Source organism: Polynucleobacter sp. VK25 (assembly GCF_018687355.1).
Classification (GTDB): Bacteria; Pseudomonadota; Gammaproteobacteria; order Burkholderiales; family Burkholderiaceae; genus Polynucleobacter.
The window spans coordinates 362334-381281 of sequence record NZ_CP061288.1; the positions used below are offsets into that span (position 1 = coordinate 362334).

Here is an 18948-nt window from a genome sequence, read left to right on the forward strand (position 1 = left end):
AACATGACAACAAAAAACCAAACTCCTCATTTAGAAAATTCTTCCCGTCGTGAATTCATCATCAAGGGCACGATGCTGGGTGGTGGACTCATGTTGGGTATCGGCGCCTTACCTGATGCCTATGCACAGGCTGGCGCTAAATATGATCCCAATACGCCAACACAAGCTGGTGAGGCTGAAGTCAATGCCTGGGTAAGCATCAAGCCAGATGACACTGTCTATATCAGAATCGCTCGCTCAGAGATGGGTCAGGGAACACGTACAGGTCTTGCTCAATTAGTTACCGAAGAGCTTGAGTGCAACTGGAAGAAAGTAAAAACACAATCCGCTACCCCGGGACAAAGTTTGGCGCGCAAGCGCGTTTGGGGTGAGCACGGCACTGGTGGTAGTCGCGGTATTCGGACATCTGAAGATTATGTCCGTCGTGGCGCAGCAGCAGCGCGCATTATGTTGATGCAAGCGGCGGCCAACCAATGGAATGTTCCCGTTGCCGAGTTGACTGTTGATAAGGGTGTGATTACACACAAAGCAACAGGCCGCAAAACGACTTACGGTAAGGTGGCTGAACTGGCATCTACCTTAACTCCGCCTGATCCGAAGTCGATTACCTTAAGAAATCCAAGAGAGTGGAAGGTTGCCGGACAGCCTTATGCACGCTTAGATACGGCAAATAAGGTGAATGGTTCAAAGGTATATGGTCTTGATTTGCAGCTTCCTGGCATGCTTTGCGCTTCGGTAAAAGGCTGTCCAGTATTCGGTGGCAAATTGGTGAGTTACGACGAAGCCAAGATTAAAGATATGCGTGGTGTAAAGGGTGTTGTCAAAATTAATGACAGTACTCTTGCTGTAGTTGCTGATACTTGGTGGCATGCCAATACAGCACTGAACGCTTTGCCGATCGTCTGGGATGAGGGTAAGGCTGCTAGCGTCTCCCAAGATGGCATTAATAAAATGCTGCGCGATGGCTTGGATGAAGAAGGTGATTTTTGGCAGCGTAAAGAAGGTGATGCCCCTGCTGCCATCAATAGCGCTGCCAAAAAGGTCGAAGCCATCTACTACACACCTTACCGTGCGCACGTCACAATGGAGCCCATGAATGCCACAGTGAAAATCACAGGTGATCGTGCTGAGGCTTGGGTGCCAACTCAAAATGGTGAAGGCTCACATGCTGCCTTATCTGAGGCGACAGGAATTCCGCTGGCAAATTGTGAAGTCTATAAATTAGATTCTGGTTGCGGCTTGGGCCGTCGTGGAGCCACCCAAGACTTCACTACCTTTGCCGCTAAAGTGGCGCAAAAATTTCCTGGCCAACCCGTTAAGGTGATTTGGAGTCGTGAAGAAGATATGACTCATGATTTTTATCATCCAATAGCGATGGCAAAAATGACCGCTGGTATAGATGGATCGGGCAATGTCACTGGTATGCACATTAAGGTTGCCGGGCAATCGATTAATGCCACATTAGCACCACAGGCAATTAAAAATGGCAAAGATGAACGTCAGCTTCAAGGCTTCTATGAGAAGGGCCCTGATGCACAGCTTGGCTACACCTTCCCAACGCTCCTAACGGAATATGTGATGAAGAATACGCATGTGCCTGTGGGTCCATGGCGTGGTGTAAACACCAATCAAAACGGCATCTTCATGGAGTGTTTTATGGACGAGTGCGCCAAGGCAGCAGGCAAAGATCCTGTGAAGTTTAGGCAGGCGCTCATGCAAAGCCATCCAAAGCATCTAGGTGTTCTGAATGCGGCAGCTAAAAAAGCGGATTGGGATAAGCCATTACCGGCAGGAACATTCCGTGGCGTTGCTCAGTTCATGGGCTATGCCAGTTACTCTGCTTGTGTAGCTGAAGTGACTGTGCAAAACAACGTTGTGAAGGTGACTCGCTTGGTATTTGCCTTAGATTCCGGACATGTTGTGAATCCCTATTTAACCCGTGAACAGATTGAGGGTTCGGTAGCAATGGCGCTTGGGGCAATATTCTTGCCAGAAATCTCTGTAGAAAAAGGCCGCATTAAACAGCAGAATCTAGATACTTATCCACTGCTAAAGCTGTCTTCTACACCGCGCATTGAAACGGTACTGGTGCCAACTTACGATTTTTGGGGTGGGGTGGGAGAGCCAACGATTTGCGTAGTAGGTCCTGCAGTTGCAAATGCAGTATCCGCTGCTTTGGGTAGGCCAGTTCGAAACTTCCCATTAAGTAAGGAAGGTTTGAGTTTGGCCTAAGTATTTATCTGATTGACGTTCATAAATACGACCCCATTGATTCTGAATTAATGGGGTCGTTTAATATGTCTTATGCAATTTCTTAAGACGGCCATCTTCTTACTTTCACTATTGCCTCTAGCCCGCCTGGTTTGGCTCGGCAGTTCCGAAGGCTTAGGCGCTAACCCGATTGAATTTATTACCCGCTCAACGGGTACTTGGGCACTCGTGTTTCTCTGCGTCACACTGGCAATGACTCCATTGCGCTTATTAACGGGATCGACAGTCTGGATCAAGCTGCGTCGCATGCTGGGCTTGTTTTGTTTCTTTTATGCCTGCATTCATTTTTCGATCTGGTTCTGGTTGGACCAGAATTTAAGCCTCCAATCGATGTGGAGTGATGTCATTAAGCGACCGATTATAACAATGGGCTTTCTAACATTGGTATTGCTGACTCCATTGGCAGTAACCTCAAATCAGTGGTCTGTTCGCCTACTAGGAAAGCGCTGGACTTTATTGCACAAGCTTGTCTACTTGATTGCCTGCACAGCAATAGTTCACTACTGGTGGCATAAAGCAGGCAAGAATGACTTGGGAACGGTCTCGATCTATGCGGCAGTTATTCTGCTCTTGTTTGTTTTCAGGCTATCGGTAGTAAAGAGGTTTGTTCAGCAGATGAGAGCTTGAAGGATTAAAACTCAGTCGTGTAGCGCACGATAAGGCGGCGTGTTTCTGCAAAACCATTCTTGATTTCCATATCGCGACCATACTGGAGGCTGATTCTGCCAAAAGGGTAATAAGCCAAAGCGCTCAATAGGTAACGCTGAGTATTCACGACATTATTCTGATAAGTATTGCCAATAGTGGTGGCACCACCAGCTACGTAAAAGTAAGAGGCGCCGAGGGTGTAGTTTTGATTGATCTTATAGATTGGCCCCAGCTGCGTGGTCGTTAGCGGCTTCTGGTTTAGAGAAGTATTGCTTGCTGAGAAGCACGCTGCAGCACATTGACCATTGCCTCCAAACCACATCGTATCAACCGCGATCATGCCATCAAGGTTTTCAATAATGGGTTGTTGGTAGCCCATCTGAATATCTGACTTGTATCGATTCTCGCCAGTATTGAATGCTTGTTGACTGTTATAACTTCCAGTAGGGGCTGTTAAGTAGGCTGCCACACCAAAGTACTTCCTTTTCTCTCTATCGGCATACGGCCAGATGGCCGTCGCAAAAGTAAGATCCCCAATACCTGTGCTTGCAGCGTACGAAGCTAAAGAGCCTTCAGGCTTAATCGTGCCGTATGGGATTTGAATGTATGAGATAGTTGGTAGATCTTGTATTGCATAACTTGTGCTGACGCGAGCAATGGCGCTTTGAGTGCCGACATCCGGACTGCCAAATGGCCTAGTTGAAACAGCTGAGCCATTTTTGTAAAAAGTGCCACTCTCTGTATTGACGTAGCTGATCATTGCATGATTCTTGCCTGGTAGTGGTGCAACAATATCATTCGGCTGTAAATCAATGGCCGATGCAATGCTTGGCAGCAGCGAGAGGGTAAATACAGTGATGCGGTAAAAATTCATTGAAGCATTATAATTAATCTAAAAAAGATAAGCACCGTGTACTGCCATACAATGGGTCTCATGAATACATTCTTCTCGAGGTTAAGCCCATTCCTGTTATTAATAGGCGTTTCAGCTTGTTCTCAGACCCCTATTCTGCCGCCCGGGTCGACTACCTATTCCCCATACTCCCCGCAGCAGATCAAAGAGTTTAATGGCCAGAATCTTTCCCCGGTAGAGGGTCCGTTTGGCCCAGTGGATCCAAGAGCGGAAGATCTGCGTATAGCTAAAGAGCGCGCAGCAGATGCAAAATTGTATAGTCAACCAAAGGGTGAGCAAGAGGCAGAGGCAATCGAAACCCAATCTGCCGACCCCTATCAATCTACAAAGCCTATTCTTACTTTCTAGACTGGTATTGAGTCGATCGCTAGCCCAGGAATAGAACTCAACTGCAGTAATGCTTGCGCTTCCTCTGGTGTGGCGTTGAGCCAAGCGTCAAAGAGCTCAGGACGTAATGGAACTACGGTACGTTTTTCATCTCCAGGTTTGTGCATGCGGTTCATCACCGGATGATCGCTAGCCTCAATGGTGAGCATAGAAAAAGAAACAATAAGTTCACCAGTTTCTGGTTCGGTCCATGTATCCCAAATTGAAGCAATTGCCATCGGCTCTTGGTTGGCTTGCAAAATAGCAGTACGTACTGCCTTGCCGGATTCATAGCAAGGTTCATAAAACGCATCTGCTAGGGCTAGTGCGTAATGTCGTTTGGTCCAAGCGTGCTTATAAGAAGGTTTCTCAGCAACCGTTTCTGCCCTGGCGTTATATGTCTTTCTGCCAAAAGTTTCCTCTTTGGCCCAGGAGGGCAGTAGGCCAAAGCGAGCCATGCCAATTGCAGTCCGGTCGGTATTGTGACTTTTAAGAATAATGGGGCCTGGATAAGTTGGAAATACATCGTGGGCATTGGACGCAGGTAAATCAAGATCAAAGTGGGTTTTAACCCAATCAATATTGACGGTAGTAAGGTATTGAACGCACATGACCTTATTTTACTGTGGCTTATTGTGCTTGACCCTATGCCTACTGGTAGTATTGAGGCTAAATTTTAGAAAGATATCCTCCTTATGAAACCTTTTCATTTCGTATTGAATCCCATGGTAATTCGCTTTATCGCTACAGGCTTGTTAACTAGTGCGCTTATTGGCGGTGCGTATGCTCAGCAAAGTGGTTTGCCTATTAATGCAGCCGCTTCCGTTAACGGAGTCATCATTACTAATGATATGGTGGAGCAAGGAATCAAGGTTGCAATTTCTCAAGGTCAAAAAGATTCTCCAGAATTGCGTAAAGTAGTGATCGAGAAATTCATTGAAGTCATGCTGCTTTCACAACAGGCTGAGAAAGATGGCTTAGCCAATTCTGAAAAAGCCAATACTCAGTTAGCAATGATTCGCCAAAACTATTTGGCAGATCTCGAGTTGTCGACCTATATGGCTAAAAATCCAATCACTGATGCAGATGTACAGGCTGAATACAACAAGGAGGTTGCATCCCTGGGTCCTCAAGGGATGATTAGTGAATATAAGGTGAGTGATATCGCTGTAGCTAGTGAAGCTGATGCTCAAGCTGCATTAGCGCGCATCAAAAAAGGTGAGCCATTTGATAAGGTTGCTAAGAGCGTTTCTTTGGCTCCGAATAAGGTGCAGGGTGGGGCAGTCGGTTGGATTCAACCAGGGCAAGTAGCACCTCAGTTAGCGGCTGTGTTGACTACCCTTTCAAAAGGTCAGGTTTCACCTGCGCCAATTCAGATGCAGCAAGGTTGGTATTTAATTAAATTGGAAGATAAAAAATCCAGTAAGCCACCTTCATTCGAACAAGCGAAGCAAGCTATTCGTGCGGGCATGACGCAAAGAAAGCAATATGAGTTCTTGGGTCAGATTGCAAAAGATGCAAAGATCGTAGTGCAGTAATCAGGAGTTAACTCCGATGAAAAAAGGACCCTGTGGGGTCCTTTTTATTTTCGCTCTAGCGTAATAAAGCTAAAGCTTATGTCGCCTTCAGATCCCGGTGTTCGTTCTACCTCTTTCCAGTCTGACTCATTAGGCACTTCAAAGAAAGTATCGCCCCCCTCAACATCTAGATCAATTTCTGTAATGTAGAGACGATCTGCCTTGGCAAATGCTTGCATAAAGAGCTGTTCACCACCAATAACGAAAACACGTGGGAACTCACTTAAGCTATTCAATGCTTCATCGAGAGAGCCAACTAGCTCACCGCCAGTAGCTTTGTAGTCTGCATTGCGGCTGACTACGATATTGCGGCGTCCAGGCAGAGGGCGTCCAATGGATTCCCAAGTCTTGCGGCCCATGATGACCGGATGACCCATTGTGACGCGCTTAAAAAACTGCAAGTCAGCTGAGATCTTCCAGGGCATTTGATTATCGCGGCCAATAACGTGATTACGCGAGCGCGCAACAATCATGGAAATAGCAGGTTGAGTCATAAGTACGCTTCTTAGATGGCTACAGGAGCTTTAATGTGGGGATGTGATTCATAGCCAACGATTTCGAAGTCTTCAAACTCGTAATCAAAGATGGATTCAGGTTTGCGCAAAATATTGAGCTTGGGCAGCGGGAAAAAGTCCCTTGATAGCTGCAGCTCTACTTGCTCTAGATGGTTGCTATATAAATGGCAATCACCGCCAGTCCAAATAAAGTCACCCACCTCTAGATTGCATTGCTGCGCCATCATATGTGTCAGCAAAGCATAGCTGGCAATATTAAATGGCACGCCTAAGAAAATATCGGCACTACGTTGGTAGAGTTGGCATGACAACTTACCATCCGCTACATAAAACTGAAAGAAAGCATGACAAGGCGCTAAAGCCATGCGAGGAATGTCAGCTACGTTCCAAGCGGAAACAATAATGCGACGTGAGTCTGGATTTTTCTTGATGGTCTCAACCACTTCTGAGATTTGATCGATGTGCTGACCATTGGGTGCAGGCCATGAGCGCCACTGATAACCATAGATAGGGCCTAAATCACCATCGGGTGCTGCCCATTCATTCCAAATCGATACGCCGCGCTCTTTCAGCCAATTATTGTTAGTGCTGCCCTGGAGGAACCAGAGTAATTCATAAATGATGGACTTGAGGTGAAGCTTTTTAGTAGTCACCATCGGAAAGCCGTCGGCTAGGTTAAAGCGCATCTGGTGTCCAAATACGGAGACCGTACCAGTTCCAGTTCTGTCAGACTTTTGAACCCCCTTAGCGAGGACTTCTTTCATGAGATCGTGATATTGATGCATATGTGGGCTAAAAATAGTGGTGTATTAACGAATTAAGGATAGCTTACTCGAATGTGGGGGACTTTACTCCGAGAGCCTTGTGAAGCTTGGGCGAGGTGGTCGTATATTGAAGCTGAATCTGCTTTTCGGGGTTCAAGTACGCTGCGGCCGCAAAGGCAGCTAAGGCGGCTTCATGAAATCCAGACAGAATCAGCTTCTTCTTGCCTGGGTAAACATTGATGTCGCCAACTGCATAAATTCCGGGGATGCTGGTTTGGAATTTCTCGGTATCCACGCAGATTTGTTTGCGATCGATATTTAGACCCCACTCCGCAATCGGACCCAACTTAGGGGAGAGTCCGTAGAACACCAAAAGATCATCTAGTGGAATCTGTTTTGCATCACCATCAATATTGGTGAAGGTAATCTCAGAAAGTAGGCTATCTTTCGCTTCATAAGCAGTCACTTGACCGATTAATAATTGCATCTGATTGTTAGCGCAAAGCTCGCGCATTCTCGCAATCGATTTTGGTGCAGCCTTGAAGTCATCACGGCGATGAATCAAAGTAACACTCGCTGCAATCTCTGCAAAATGAATCGCCCAATCTAGAGCTGCATCACCGCCACCACAAATCACAATTCTTTTGCCAGCAAACTGCTCAGGATTTTTAACGTGATAAAAAAGTTGCTTGCCTACAAAGGTATCAATACCTTCAAGATTAATGGTGCGCGGCTGGAATGCCCCTACACCACCAGCAATAAAGACGGTTTTACTTAGGAAGTGATTGCCTAGTGAGGTGCTAATGAGAAATCGCCCATCAGCTCGACCTTCAAGCTCAGTAACCTCTTGACCCAAGTGGAACTGGGCGCCGAAGGGTTCAATTTGTTTCAGTAAATTATTGGTAAGCTCGCGACCGGTACACACTGGAATCGCAGGAATATCGTAGATAGGTTTATCTGGATAAAGCTCAATGCATTGACCGCCAACCTCGGGAAGTGAATCAATGACATGGGCTTTAATTTCTAGCAGGCCTAGTTCAAAAACCTGAAAGAGACCCACTGGACCGGCGCCAATGATGACGGCATCGGTTTCTATGGGTGAGTGTGACACGAATTGCTTGGGCTAGAAAATTACTTTACTAGCTGATCCAGTTTATTTTTAACATCTTTCCACTCTTCAGCATCTGGAAGCGCTTCTTTAGACTTTGTAATGGAAGTCCATGAGGGGGAAAGATCGGCATTCAATTTGATGAATGCTTGTTGATCACCTGGTACGTCGTCTTCAGCGTAAATGGCATTCACTGGGCACTCTGGAACACAAACCGCACAGTCAATGCACTCGTCTGGATCGATCACCAGAAAATTAGGGCCTTCGCGGAAACAGTCGACTGGGCAAACATCAACGCAGTCAGTGTATTTACAGCGGATACAAGCTTCGGTAACAACGTAAGTCATGGTGGTTTTGTTTCAAGAGCCCCAAAAAGACGGGTGCTAAGTTATAAAAGCTCAATTTTAGCCGAAATAGCCTATTTTTCAGGCAAAGCCCTCTATTTACTTAAGGTAAAGTTCCCACTATGAATACACAGTCCAATACCCAGGCAGGGATGCAAAAACCCAGAATTTTGGTGGCAAGAGCCATTTTTCCAGAGGCTTTAGCCAAACTGGAGGAATCCTTTGAGGTTCGATCCAATCAAGAGGATCGAATTTTTAGTCCTGAAGAGTTGCAAAAAGAACTCTCTGGAGTTGTAGGGGCTTTGGTTGCAGGGAGCGAAAGAATTGATGCGAATGCTTTAGCGAATGCTAAAGACTTAAAAGTAGTTGCCAATATTTCTGTGGGATACAACAATTTTGATGTTCTAGCAATCACCGCTGCTGGAGTGATGGCAACGAATACCCCAGATGTTTTGACCGATACAACGGCTGACTTTGGTTTTGCCTTGCTCATGGCAACTGCAAGACGGATTACTGAATCCGAGCATTGGGTGCGTGCAGGCCAATGGGATAAGTGGTCAATTGTGAACAATCCACTAGGTATGGATTTGCATCACAGTACTGTAGGCATTATTGGTATGGGACGTATTGGCCAGGGCATTGCTAAACGTGCCTTAGGTTTTGGTATGAATGTGATTTATCACAACCGTAGCCATCTATCGGATGCTGATGAAAAAGCGTGCGGTGCAAAGTATGTCTCTAAAGAAGAATTGCTACGCACTGCTGATCATGTGGTCTTGGTATTGCCTTATAGCGCCGAGAGTCATCACACCATAGGCGCAAAAGAAATTGCCCTGATGAAACCGACGGCGACCCTGATAAACATTGCCCGTGGTGGCATTGTGGACGATGCTGCACTAGCGCAAGCTCTGAAGGATAAGAAGATCTTTGCTGCTGGCCTCGATGTATTTGAAGGTGAGCCTAAAGTCCATCCTGACTTATTAAAGTTGAGTAATGTGGTACTTGCTCCACACATTGCAAGTGCGACTGAAAAAACACGTAGAGCTATGGTTGATCTAGCGGTAGAAAATTTACGCGCCGCACTAAATGGAAAGAAGCCGCCTAGTCTGATTAATGCAGAAGCCTATAAGGCTTAGTCAGTAAAAAATAAAGCCGAGTATTACTCGGCTTTATTACTTGGAGATTACTCCGAAAATGAATTTATTTATTCAGCATCAATTTCTTCTGGAAGTTCGCGTAAGGCTAATTCAATACCACCGAACTTACCTGCAACCCAGTTATACACTTTGCATGCAATCCACAGCAATCCAAAACCAAGCAGGGCATTGAGAATGAGTGCGGAAAGCACAGTAAATCCAGGGATAGCGCCGTCGCGAATGAAGGCTACAAATAGTGCCAACAATACGATTGGAACGGAGAAGCAGAGGTAAACCAAAACCAAGGTTTTGGCGGTATGCATTGGGTCGAGAAAGACGAGTTCTTTTTTGCTAAGTTTCATGATGACGCAATCTTAAAGCAGTCCATCAAAAAGCGCTATATCTACCCAGTCTCCAGCGGCAACATTGCTCTGCTCGTGACCTAGGATGACAAAGCAATTAGCTTCACTCATCGAGCGCAAAATCCCGGCGCCTTGGCTGCCCGTTAGTCGAACGGTTGGTTTGCCATCGGAGCTGCGCCCCAGAATGGCACGCTGAAATTCAGTGCGACCTGGCTTTTTCCGGATGGGCGCTTCGGCAATAGCCTGCATCAGTGGCGGTGCAGTTTCATTGGCGCCATTGAGCTGTAGAAGGGCTGCACGGACAAATTGGTAAAAGGTCACCATGACTGCTACTGGGTTTCCTGGCAAGCCGAAGAAAAGGGTTTTACGGGCAGGCGATTTCCCAGCAACTGGCTTTAGGACTCCAAAGGCCATGGGGCGACCTGGACGCATCGCGATCTTCCAAAAACCGACATCGCCCAACTCTTGCATAATCTGTTTAGTGAAATCTGCCTCACCAACAGATACGCCTCCAGAGGAAATCAATACATCCGCTTTGCTCGCTGCTTCAATAAATGCTTGCTTCAAAGAGGCGGGATCATCGCGCACAATTCCACAGTCAATGATCTCTAGATTTAGACGATTGAGTAAACCAGTCAGGCTATAGCGATTACTGTCATAAATACTGCCGGCATCCAATGTTTGGCCTAAGGAGCGCAGCTCATCACCAGATGACAAAATGGCCACCTTCAATTTTCGCTTTACTGAAAGTGAGGCAATGCCTAAGGAAGCTGCTAGACCTAAATCAGACGGACGCAATAAGCGACCGGCTGCAATAGCAGGCTTACCTTGTTGAAGATCTTCGCCACGAAGACGACGGTTTTCGCCAAGCTTTAATTGATCCTGCTTGAATTCAATCGTCGATTCATTTTTTGCGGTTGTGAACTCTTGCGGAATAACGGTATCGCAACCTGCTGGCATGACTGCACCCGTCATAATTTTGAGGCATTCACCGTGGCCAATGCTGCCTTCATAAGGCTTGCCTGCATAGGCTGTGCCAACTATGGTTAAAGCAATGACTGCGTTATTGGTATCTAAACAACTACCATTAAATGCGAAGCCGTCCATTGCAGAATTATCTGCGGCTGGAACATCGATTGGTGAGAGTAAGTCAACTGCCAATATGCGATTGATGGCTTGATCTAGTGGAATGGTTTCAATATCAGTAGGATCATGAAGAGCAGTCGCCTCAGCAATGAGGTCACTGACTAATGCTGAAATTGCTTTACGTGCATCATCAACGTGCAGTGATGAAGTCAAGAGAATAGGCTGGTTAGGGGAATGGCTCATGCCGATACTTCTTCTAGTGACTTGAGTTCTTCGGGGGTATTAACATTGGCAAACACTTGCGGATCTTCAAAAACCACAGTGCCACTTCTTAACTCTTTAAACCAGCGATCAATTTTGAGATCACCCTTTAGTAAAAAGTTAGCAAGAGAGTCTTGTAGGTTTGCGTGCATTAAACAAAACACAGGTTGTGCCCATACCTTGCCATCAGATTCTCTACTAGAGGCGTAGACCAGTTGAAAATCACCTTGCTCCAGCTCGGCAAGCAATAATTCTGCGAGATTATTTGGGAGTAAGGGTGAGTCGCACGGTGAGGTCAGTAAGTAAGACGTCTTGCACGCCTTCAAGCCAACGGAGAACCCAGCCAAGGGCCCTGAAAAATCGGGTGTCTCGTCCATGATGACGGGGTAGCCATAGCCCGCATACTTTGTAATATTGCGATTGGCATTGACCACTATGGTTTGTACCTGAGGCTTTAACTTTGCAATTGCTGACTCAATCAGCGGCTTTCCATGGAATGGAATTAACCCCTTATCAATGCCACCCATACGTTGTGCACGACCGCCAGCAAGTATGAGTCCGGTAATGTCTTTAGTTGAAATCATTAACCACCAATATAAGACATCTCAACCTTGCGATTGATGGAAGATAGATTGGCGGTATGGGAGCCACGAATTTCGGAATAGTGATCATCGCGGGTCGACCAGGTGTTCATTACTGCATTGGCAATTTCTAAATCGCTTTTGCCTGAACGCAGCAAGGTTTTGAAATCAAATCCTTCATTGGCAAAGAGGCAGAGATACATTTGCCCATCAGTAGAAATACGTGCCCTAGTGCATTCATGACAAAAAGTTTGGGTAACGCTAGAGATCACACCAATTTCACCCGAACCATCAACATAACGCCAGCGCTGGGCAACTTCACCAGCGTAGTTGGCCTCAACTGGCTCCAGTGGGAATGCTGCATTAATGCGGGCAATGACTTCTTTGGAGGGGAGGACTTGCTCCATATTCCATCCATTCGAACTGCCTACATCCATGAATTCAATAAAACGCAGAATGACACCGCTACCTTTGAAGTGTTTGGCCATTGCAACAATCTCATGATCGTTGGTCCCTTTTTTCACCACCATATTGACTTTGATGTTTTCAAAGCCAACCTCTTGTGCCGCTTTAATGCCATCGAGCACATCAGCTACCGGAAAATCAACGTCATTCATTTTTTTGAAGATCGCATCATCCAAGCCATCAAGACTGACGGTTAATCTTTGTAAGCCAGCCGCTTTTAATGCAGCAGCTTTCTTGCGCAAGATACTGCCATTGGTAGTGAGCGTGAGATCTAGTGGCTTACCTTCAGAAGTCTGAATTTTTGCCAACATCTCAATCAGCACTTCCAGATTTTTGCGAAGCAGGGGCTCGCCACCAGTTAATCTAATTTTTTCAACACCCAAGGTAGAGAAGATAGTAGTGAGACGAGTGATTTCTTCAAAGCTCAGTAATTCTTTATGGGCTAGGTAAGGATAGTTTTGGTCGAATACTTCCTTAGGCATGCAATAGGTGCAGCGGAAGTTACAGCGATCGGTTACGGAGATGCGCAGATCTCTCAATGTACGTCCCCGAATATCTTTTGTATGGCTGTGAGGCGCAACAAGCTGCTCGCCAATAGATGGCGTCAGGCCTTTGCCTTCATCAATTCGTATCGGGATTACCTTTGGGTTTACTTTTTCAACCATGTACGCAATTATGGCTGTGAAACGGGGTTTCTGCCAAACCGCCAAATATCCTTGTGGGATAAATGACGGTCTGGAGAAAAAGCTTTAGATGCCTTAAACCGTTTTTTCTTGGCCGCCGGTTTCAACTAGAACCATTGGACCATCATGAAGGCTAACAGCAGGTTTAGGTGCCCTGCCCAAGTTATGGGCAACAGGCTCTGCCTGGATCTGGCTTTGTGCTTCAGCATGCTTTGAAGAGTCGGTAGCGACCCAAATCATGCCGGCTGATTGAACCACGCTATGCAACGGAGTTTCTTCAAGTGCTTGGAAAGCAACCTTAGGAAGTTCTGGAGCAGGTTTAGCAATCACTTCCAACTTCGGGGCCGCTACAGCAACAGGTGCTGGAGTCGTTGTAGATGTAGAAGTTGATGCAGGAGCAGAATTTTGCGCAGGGCGATTTGATTGACGTGGAGGACGCGGTGCGCGCTCTTGTCTTTCTTGTTTCTCTGCAACAGGTTTAGCATTGCCAAAACTATTGACGATGTTCTGAATCGGCATGCTTGCAGATGCGCCGCCCATTCCAACTGGAGGACCTGCAAATGGACTAGCAGTCACTGCAGTTGCTGATGCACTAGTTGTGTCATTACCGCCTTCAGTACGCTCGCCACGTTGACCGCGACCACGACCACGACGGTTGCGACCACGACCACGACGCTCTTCACCATCCGCAGCTGGAGTAGTTTCGCTACCAGGAGCTGCTTCAGTTGCAGGTGTTACTGCTGCTGGATTAGCTTGACGCTCTGGCTTAGGACCATTTTGATTGCCCTGGTTGCGGTTACCGTTACGGTTGTTGCGACCACGATTATTGTTGCCACCCTCTGCTGGAGTACCTTCGGCTGCATTCGCTGCTGGGCGTTCAGTACGTTCGCCACGGCGATTGCGACCACGATTGCGATCGTTACCATTGCGGCCTTGATTGCGACCACGTGGGTTACTTGGTGCTGGCTTCTCTTCAACTGCTGGCGATGAACCAAAGAGACTCTTAATAAATCCAAAGAAACCACCAGTGCTTTCTGCTTTCGCTACTGTTTCAGTGCGAGCAGGGCGTGGCTGGCTCATTGGCGCAGGTTGTGTTGGTGTGATGCCTTTAACAGCAGCTTCTGGGCGCACTTTTACATCAGCATCTTTTTTGCTTACTGTTGTGTCTGTCTCGAGTTCACGAGCGGCTTCTTCCGCCATCACATAGCTGGCTTTTTGATCATCAAGACGTGGATCGTCATGACGCAAACGCTCTAGTTTGTAATGCGGAGTTTCTAAGTGCTTATTTGGAACCATCAACACATTTACTTTGAAGCGCGTTTCAATCTTGATGACTTCAGCACGCTTTTCATTCAAGAGGAAGGCAGCCACTTCGACTGGCACCTGAGTATGAATTGCTGCTGTGTTTTCCTTCATTGCCTCTTCTTGGATGATGCGCAGAACTTGCAATGCAGAAGATTCAGTGTCGCGAATGTGGCCAGTGCCGTTACAGCGTGGGCAGGTTACATGGCTACCTTCAGACAACGCAGGACGCAAGCGCTGACGAGACATTTCCATCAAGCCAAACTTGGAGATCTTGCCCATTTGAACGCGGGCGCGGTCATGGCGCAGGGCATCACGCAAGCGATTCTCAACATCCTTCTGCGCTTTGCTGGACTCCATGTCGATAAAGTCGATCACAATCAAGCCACCCAAGTCACGTAAACGTGCTTGACGGGCGATTTCATCGGCAGCTTCTAAGTTAGTGCGAGTCGCTGTCTCTTCAATATCGGAGCCACGAGTTGCGCGTGCCGAGTTAACGTCCACAGAAACCAAGGCTTCAGTGTGGTCGATCACGATTGCGCCGCCAGATGGCAATGGCACAGTGCGTGAGTACGCAGTTTCAATTTGATGCTCAATTTGGAAACGAGAGAACAAAGGCACGTCATCTTGGTAACGCTTCACGCGCGGCAAGTTGTCAGGCATCACTACAGACATAAATGCTGCAGCTTGTTCGTAGATATCATCGGTATCGATGAGGATCTCGCCAATATCAGGCTGGAAGTAATCGCGAATAGCGCGAATCACCAAGCTGGATTCAAGGTAAATCAATAGTGGAGCAGAGTTGCCCTTAGCGGCTTCATCAATCGCTTTCCACAATTGCATGAGGTAACTTAAGTCCCACTGCAATTCAGTGGCGTCTCGACCAATACCAGCGGTACGAGCAATGATGCTCATGCCATCTGCTACTTCTAATTGAGCCATTGCTTCACGGAGTTCTTGACGGTCTTCACCTTCAATGCGGCGGGAAACGCCACCTCCACGTGGGTTGTTTGGCATCAAGACCAAATAACGGCCCGCCAAGGAGATAAAGGACGTGAGGGCTGCGCCTTTTTGGCCGCGCTCTTCTTTTTCTACTTGAACAATGATTTCTTGACCTTCGCGCAAAGCATCCTTGATGGAAGCATTGCGGACATCGATACCTTCTTTAAAGTAACTACGGGCTACTTCCTTGAATGGCAAGAAGCCATGACGCTCTTCGCCGTAATTGACAAAGCAGGCCTCAAGGGAAGGTTCAATGCGGGTGATGACACCTTTGTAAATGTTGCCTTTGCGTTGTTCACGACCGGCAGCTTCGATATCAATATCAATGAGTTTTTGACCATCGACGATGGCAACTCGCAACTCTTCTTGTTGAGTTGCATTAAACAACATGCGTTTCATATAACACTCTCCTATGGGGGAGGGCGTCGTTGCGCGCTGCGTTAGGGGACAAGTTAAATACCACTTGGGACTAAGCCCAAGGCGGTTAATGAGTGTGGATCATGCAAATCTAGACATTTTTTGCCTAGTTCACCAGCTTAACTGTTGGTTAATTTGGTGCCACACTTGACGATCGCCGCAGAGACCTCCTTTAGGTCATCAATGCAGGCGCGCGCCTGAAAACTGTCTTCTAATCGCGGGTCGCGGCATACGGCACACCAACCCTGCGCCTCATTACAACGGGGGAGGGGCAACCCCGGGAGTCTTTTAAAGGGCGACTCCAAGCTCCACGATTCAAACCTGACTTCAGGTTGGTCTCGGGCCAATAAATTGGCTAGAGCGTTGATTATACGGCACAAGTTGCGTGACAATGGGGTATTGTTGAGTCCCTTGTCGTCCCCCGCCGGGGTCACAAGAGAGATAAATCATGAAATCCGAACCTATTTCCATGCCTTTAAAGGTAAAAATGCCTACTTCTTCAGCACCCGCTGCAGTTCAACTTCAGACCATCGGTCCGGAAGAGGCTGGCCAACGCTTGGATAACTACTTATTACGCTGGGCTAAAGGGGTTCCTAAAAGCCACGTTTACCGAATTATTCGCTCCGGGGAAGTCCGGGTGAATAAAAAGCGGGCCGAGCCAACCACTCGTCTGATTGAGGGCGACGTGGTGCGCGTTCCCCCAGTCCGGATTGCTGAACCCGCGCAAATGGCTGCAGTCAATTCCGCCCAAACTAAATCCCGGGCTCATGGCTATTCGGACAAGATGCCCATCCTTTTTGAGGATGAAGCACTCTTAATAGTGAATAAGCCAACCGGTTTGGCCGTCCATGGCGGCTCCGGTATTGCACTTGGGGTAATTGAAACGCTGCGCATTACTAGACCTGAACTCAAGTTTTTAGAGTTGGTACATCGCCTAGATCGAGATACTTCAGGAGTTTTGCTCTTAGCCAAAAAGCGCAGTGCCTTAGTAGAGCTGCATCGACAAATTCGTGAGGGTCAAACCGATAAGCGCTATTACTTGCTTGCACATGGTGAAATTATTCAGGGCGCGCAAACAATGCAGCTTAAATATCCGCTCCATAAATATCTTTTACCGAATGGCGAGCGGCGCGTTCGGGTTGATCCAGATGGCTTGCCAAGCCATACAGCCTTAAGGGTCACCAAAATACTCAAGCATGAAGATGCAGCCATTACTTTGGCTGAAGCCCAGCTCAAGACCGGGCGTACCCATCAGATTCGGGTTCACTTGCAAAAATTGGGACACGCGATTTTGGGTGATGATAAGTATGGCTTTGAGGATCTGGATAAGCAGATTAAATCTAAACGCTTATATCTACACGCTCATCTAGCTGGCTTTACTCATCCACGTACTGGTGAAAAAATGCGGATTGAATCACCATTACCTCCCGAATTTACGGCCATGATGAAAAACTTTGAGCAGCCAAAATAAGAATCAAGAAAATGTCTCAAGCAAATAAATTGAACCGCCCTTATGACCTGATTGTGTGGGATTGGGATGGCACCATCATGGATTCCACGCCGACAATCGTGCATTGCATTCAGCAGGCTTGTCGTGACTTGGGCTTTAAGGCGCCAGACGACACTTTGGCGAGTTCAGTGATTGGTTTGGGAATTCAGGATTCGCTACGTAGAGCAGTCCCCTGGATAGAGCCAATTCATTTTCCAAAACTTACCGAGCGATTCCGATATCACTACCTGGCAAAAGATCATGAGCTTGATTTATTTGTTGGTATCCGAGAGCTTTTGCAAGAGTTGCATGATCAACAGTTTCTGCTAAGTGTTGCTACAGGAAAGTCCCGCGTGGGTTTAGATCGCTCGCTCAAACATCATCAAATTGGACATCTCTTTCATGAGACTCGTACTGCAGACGAATCTTTTTCTAAGCCACATCCAGGAATGTTGCTTGAGCTCTCAGATGTGACCCAGGTGCCGACTCGTCGCATGCTGATGATCGGTGATACAACGCATGACTTGGATATGGCAGCGAATGCTGGTGTCGATGCGGTAGCGGTGACTTATGGTGCTCATCCTCCGAGCACTCTGAAGGAATCACCTTCATTGGCGCATGTGGATGATGTCGCGCAACTTTCACAATGGCTTAAAAATAATTTGCAATCCAATGAGTAACACGAAGGAATTGATAGATGGAAAATAATCCTAACCCTAACTGGGAGCGTCAAGCGCTTGAGCACCTCCTCTTGGAGAACTTAAAAGAGACTCGTAAGGCACGTCGCTGGAGGGTAGTCTTGCGGATTCTGACTTTATTGGTCATCGTGGGCGCCTTGCTTTCCATATTTGATTTTCATCTCCCAGGCAAAGGTATGGGAGTAGAAAAGCACACAGCCTTAGTGACATTAGAGGGCGAGATCTCATCGAGTTCAATGGCTAATGCGATGGATATCAATTCTTCTTTGTTATCTGCATTTGAGAATGAAAATAGTGCCGGTGTTGTATTACGCATTAATAGTCCTGGAGGCTCTCCAGTTCAGGCGGGCATGATCAATGATGAGATTCATCGCTTGCGTAAGCTTTACCCCAAGAAGCCGTTTTATGTTGTAGTCGAAGATATTTGTGCATCTGGTGGCTACTACGTTGCAGTGGCTGCCGATCAAATCTTGGTTGATAAAGCTAGCTTGGTAGGTTCTATTGGCGTGATCATGGAAGGTTTTGGTTTCACCGGCTTGATGGACAAGTTAGGTGTTACTCGTCGCATGATTACATCAGGCTCTAATAAGGGCATGTTGGATCCTTTTAGCAAAGAGAATCCAAAGCAAACTGAGATGGTGAAGACCATGATTGATGAAATTCATCAACAATTTATTGCGGTGGTGAAAGAAGGTCGTGGCGATCGCTTAAAAGATATTCCAGATTTATTTTCTGGTCGTATCTGGAATGGTGAACAGGCCGTCAAGATTGGTTTAGCTGATGGGTATGGAACGGTGGATACCGTTGCACGCGATATCTTTAAAGCGCCTGATATTCTGGACTACACCATGAAGGAAAACTTTGCCGAGCGGGTTGCTAAGCGCTTTGGCGCTGAGGCTGGCGCTGCTGCTGGTAAAGCTTTGGTAAAGACTCCGGATCTTAAATAAAGCAACAAACTAA

19 protein-coding genes are annotated in these 18948 nt (G+C 47.0%); 8 read left to right on the forward strand and 11 right to left on the reverse strand.

The window, feature by feature from the left end:
• Positions 1–3: 3 nt before the first annotated feature.
• The gene (locus AOC21_RS02020) at positions 4–2232 is read left to right on the forward strand and encodes a molybdopterin cofactor-binding domain-containing protein (protein WP_215392152.1); all 2229 of its coding nucleotides are present in this window, start codon (positions 4–6) and stop codon (positions 2230–2232) included.
• Between the two features lie 72 nt (positions 2233–2304).
• Positions 2305–2898, forward strand: coding sequence for a protein-methionine-sulfoxide reductase heme-binding subunit MsrQ (msrQ, locus tag AOC21_RS02025; RefSeq protein WP_215392153.1), 594 nt, complete (start codon positions 2305–2307; stop codon positions 2896–2898).
• 4 nt (positions 2899–2902) lie between these two features.
• On the opposite strand, the gene AOC21_RS02030 is transcribed toward msrQ, so the two are convergent.
• Positions 2903–3793: a transporter gene (locus AOC21_RS02030; protein WP_215392154.1), complete on the reverse strand. Its 891-nt coding sequence runs from the start codon at positions 3791–3793 to the stop codon at positions 2903–2905.
• Between the two features lie 60 nt (positions 3794–3853).
• Here AOC21_RS02030 and AOC21_RS02035 point away from each other — a divergent pair, with 60 nt between their 5' ends.
• The gene (locus tag AOC21_RS02035; protein ID WP_251371547.1) at positions 3854–4180 is read left to right on the forward strand and encodes a hypothetical protein; all 327 of its coding nucleotides are present in this window, start codon (positions 3854–3856) and stop codon (positions 4178–4180) included.
• Here AOC21_RS02035 and AOC21_RS02040 read toward each other — a convergent pair.
• On the reverse strand, positions 4177–4809 hold the full coding sequence (locus tag AOC21_RS02040; protein WP_215392155.1) for an SOS response-associated peptidase: 633 nt from the start codon (positions 4807–4809) through the stop codon (positions 4177–4179). The genes AOC21_RS02035 and AOC21_RS02040 overlap by 4 nt on opposite strands.
• An 84-nt stretch (positions 4810–4893) precedes the next feature.
• Here AOC21_RS02040 and AOC21_RS02045 point away from each other — a divergent pair, with 84 nt between their 5' ends.
• Positions 4894–5736 carry a peptidyl-prolyl cis-trans isomerase gene (locus tag AOC21_RS02045; RefSeq protein ID WP_251371548.1) on the forward strand — a complete coding sequence of 281 codons (843 nt, stop codon included), beginning with the start codon at positions 4894–4896 and terminating at the stop codon, positions 5734–5736.
• 44 nt (positions 5737–5780) lie between these two features.
• Here AOC21_RS02045 and AOC21_RS02050 read toward each other — a convergent pair whose 3' ends face one another.
• From AOC21_RS02050 to fdxA, 4 genes are read right to left on the reverse strand one after another with little or no spacing between them, the layout of a single operon-like run.
• Positions 5781–6269: a dihydrofolate reductase gene (locus AOC21_RS02050; RefSeq protein ID WP_215392156.1), complete on the reverse strand. Its 489-nt coding sequence runs from the start codon at positions 6267–6269 to the stop codon at positions 5781–5783.
• Between the two features lie 11 nt (positions 6270–6280).
• Positions 6281–7075 (reverse strand): thymidylate synthase, encoded by a 795-nt coding sequence (locus tag AOC21_RS02055; RefSeq protein WP_215392157.1) that lies wholly within the window; start codon positions 7073–7075, stop codon positions 6281–6283.
• A 43-nt stretch (positions 7076–7118) separates the two neighbouring features.
• A complete protein-coding gene (locus AOC21_RS02060) occupies positions 7119–8165 on the reverse strand; it encodes an NAD(P)/FAD-dependent oxidoreductase (RefSeq protein WP_215392158.1) in 1047 nt (348 codons plus the stop codon).
• Positions 8166–8185: 20 nt separating this feature from the next.
• Entirely contained in the window at positions 8186–8509 is a 324-nt protein-coding gene (gene fdxA / locus AOC21_RS02065; protein ID WP_215392159.1) for a ferredoxin FdxA, read from the reverse strand.
• Positions 8510–8658: 149 nt separating this feature from the next.
• On the opposite strand from fdxA, the gene AOC21_RS02070 reads away from it, so the two are divergent.
• The gene (locus AOC21_RS02070; protein WP_215392724.1) at positions 8659–9642 is read left to right on the forward strand and encodes a D-glycerate dehydrogenase; all 984 of its coding nucleotides are present in this window, start codon (positions 8659–8661) and stop codon (positions 9640–9642) included.
• Between the two features lie 68 nt (positions 9643–9710).
• On the opposite strand, the gene AOC21_RS02075 is transcribed toward AOC21_RS02070, so the two are convergent.
• The 5 genes from AOC21_RS02075 to AOC21_RS02095 all read right to left on the reverse strand — a co-directional run bounded on the left by AOC21_RS02075 (position 9711) and on the right by AOC21_RS02095 (position 15783).
• The gene (locus AOC21_RS02075) at positions 9711–10004 is read right to left on the reverse strand and encodes a hypothetical protein (protein WP_072583151.1); all 294 of its coding nucleotides are present in this window, start codon (positions 10002–10004) and stop codon (positions 9711–9713) included.
• A 12-nt stretch (positions 10005–10016) separates the two neighbouring features.
• Entirely contained in the window at positions 10017–11333 is a 1317-nt protein-coding gene (gene glp / locus AOC21_RS02080; protein ID WP_215392160.1) for a gephyrin-like molybdotransferase Glp, read from the reverse strand.
• Entirely contained in the window at positions 11330–11935 is a 606-nt protein-coding gene (gene mobA / locus AOC21_RS02085; protein ID WP_215392161.1) for a molybdenum cofactor guanylyltransferase MobA, read from the reverse strand. The genes glp and mobA overlap by 4 nt, the downstream gene beginning before the upstream one ends.
• Positions 11935–13062 carry a GTP 3',8-cyclase MoaA gene (gene moaA / locus AOC21_RS02090; RefSeq protein WP_215392162.1) on the reverse strand — a complete coding sequence of 376 codons (1128 nt, stop codon included), beginning with the start codon at positions 13060–13062 and terminating at the stop codon, positions 11935–11937. The genes mobA and moaA overlap by 1 nt, the downstream gene beginning before the upstream one ends.
• 93 nt (positions 13063–13155) lie before the next feature.
• Complete coding sequence (locus tag AOC21_RS02095) at positions 13156–15783, reverse strand: Rne/Rng family ribonuclease (protein WP_215392163.1); 2628 nt, start codon at positions 15781–15783, stop codon at positions 13156–13158.
• A 466-nt stretch (positions 15784–16249) separates the two neighbouring features.
• On the opposite strand from AOC21_RS02095, the gene AOC21_RS02100 reads away from it, so the two are divergent.
• From AOC21_RS02100 to sppA, 3 genes are read left to right on the forward strand one after another with little or no spacing between them, the layout of a single operon-like run.
• Positions 16250–17272: an RluA family pseudouridine synthase gene (locus tag AOC21_RS02100; RefSeq protein ID WP_215392164.1), complete on the forward strand. Its 1023-nt coding sequence runs from the start codon at positions 16250–16252 to the stop codon at positions 17270–17272.
• An 11-nt stretch (positions 17273–17283) separates the two neighbouring features.
• Positions 17284–17970: an HAD-IA family hydrolase gene (locus AOC21_RS02105; protein ID WP_215392165.1), complete on the forward strand. Its 687-nt coding sequence runs from the start codon at positions 17284–17286 to the stop codon at positions 17968–17970.
• A gap of 17 nt (positions 17971–17987) precedes the next feature.
• Positions 17988–18935: a signal peptide peptidase SppA gene (gene sppA / locus AOC21_RS02110; RefSeq protein ID WP_215392166.1), complete on the forward strand. Its 948-nt coding sequence runs from the start codon at positions 17988–17990 to the stop codon at positions 18933–18935.
• Positions 18936–18948: the final 13 nt, after the last annotated feature.

What these genes read in the sequence shown, in the direction of transcription:
- AOC21_RS02020 (WP_215392152.1), top strand. Translation starts at nt 4, where the DNA reads ATGACAACAAAAAACCAAACTCCTCATTTAGAAAATTCTTCCCGTCGT.
- msrQ (WP_215392153.1), top strand. Translation starts at nt 2,305, where the DNA reads ATGCAATTTCTTAAGACGGCCATCTTCTTACTTTCACTATTGCCTCTA.
- AOC21_RS02030 (WP_215392154.1), bottom strand. Translation starts at nt 3,793, where the DNA reads ATGAATTTTTACCGCATCACTGTATTTACCCTCTCGCTGCTGCCAAGC.
- AOC21_RS02035 (WP_251371547.1), top strand. Translation starts at nt 3,854, where the DNA reads ATGAATACATTCTTCTCGAGGTTAAGCCCATTCCTGTTATTAATAGGC.
- AOC21_RS02040 (WP_215392155.1), bottom strand. Translation starts at nt 4,809, where the DNA reads ATGTGCGTTCAATACCTTACTACCGTCAATATTGATTGGGTTAAAACC.
- AOC21_RS02045 (WP_251371548.1), top strand. Translation starts at nt 4,894, where the DNA reads ATGAAACCTTTTCATTTCGTATTGAATCCCATGGTAATTCGCTTTATC.
- AOC21_RS02050 (WP_215392156.1), bottom strand. Translation starts at nt 6,269, where the DNA reads ATGACTCAACCTGCTATTTCCATGATTGTTGCGCGCTCGCGTAATCAC.
- AOC21_RS02055 (WP_215392157.1), bottom strand. Translation starts at nt 7,075, where the DNA reads ATGCATCAATATCACGATCTCATGAAAGAAGTCCTCGCTAAGGGGGTT.
- fdxA (WP_215392159.1), bottom strand. Translation starts at nt 8,509, where the DNA reads ATGACTTACGTTGTTACCGAAGCTTGTATCCGCTGTAAATACACTGAC.
- AOC21_RS02070 (WP_215392724.1), top strand. Translation starts at nt 8,659, where the DNA reads ATGCAAAAACCCAGAATTTTGGTGGCAAGAGCCATTTTTCCAGAGGCT.
- AOC21_RS02075 (WP_072583151.1), bottom strand. Translation starts at nt 10,004, where the DNA reads ATGAAACTTAGCAAAAAAGAACTCGTCTTTCTCGACCCAATGCATACC.
- glp (WP_215392160.1), bottom strand. Translation starts at nt 11,333, where the DNA reads ATGAGCCATTCCCCTAACCAGCCTATTCTCTTGACTTCATCACTGCAC.
- mobA (WP_215392161.1), bottom strand. Translation starts at nt 11,935, where the DNA reads ATGATTTCAACTAAAGACATTACCGGACTCATACTTGCTGGCGGTCGT.
- moaA (WP_215392162.1), bottom strand. Translation starts at nt 13,062, where the DNA reads ATGGTTGAAAAAGTAAACCCAAAGGTAATCCCGATACGAATTGATGAA.
- AOC21_RS02095 (WP_215392163.1), bottom strand. Translation starts at nt 15,783, where the DNA reads ATGAAACGCATGTTGTTTAATGCAACTCAACAAGAAGAGTTGCGAGTT.
- AOC21_RS02100 (WP_215392164.1), top strand. Translation starts at nt 16,250, where the DNA reads ATGAAATCCGAACCTATTTCCATGCCTTTAAAGGTAAAAATGCCTACT.
- AOC21_RS02105 (WP_215392165.1), top strand. Translation starts at nt 17,284, where the DNA reads ATGTCTCAAGCAAATAAATTGAACCGCCCTTATGACCTGATTGTGTGG.
- sppA (WP_215392166.1), top strand. Translation starts at nt 17,988, where the DNA reads ATGGAAAATAATCCTAACCCTAACTGGGAGCGTCAAGCGCTTGAGCAC.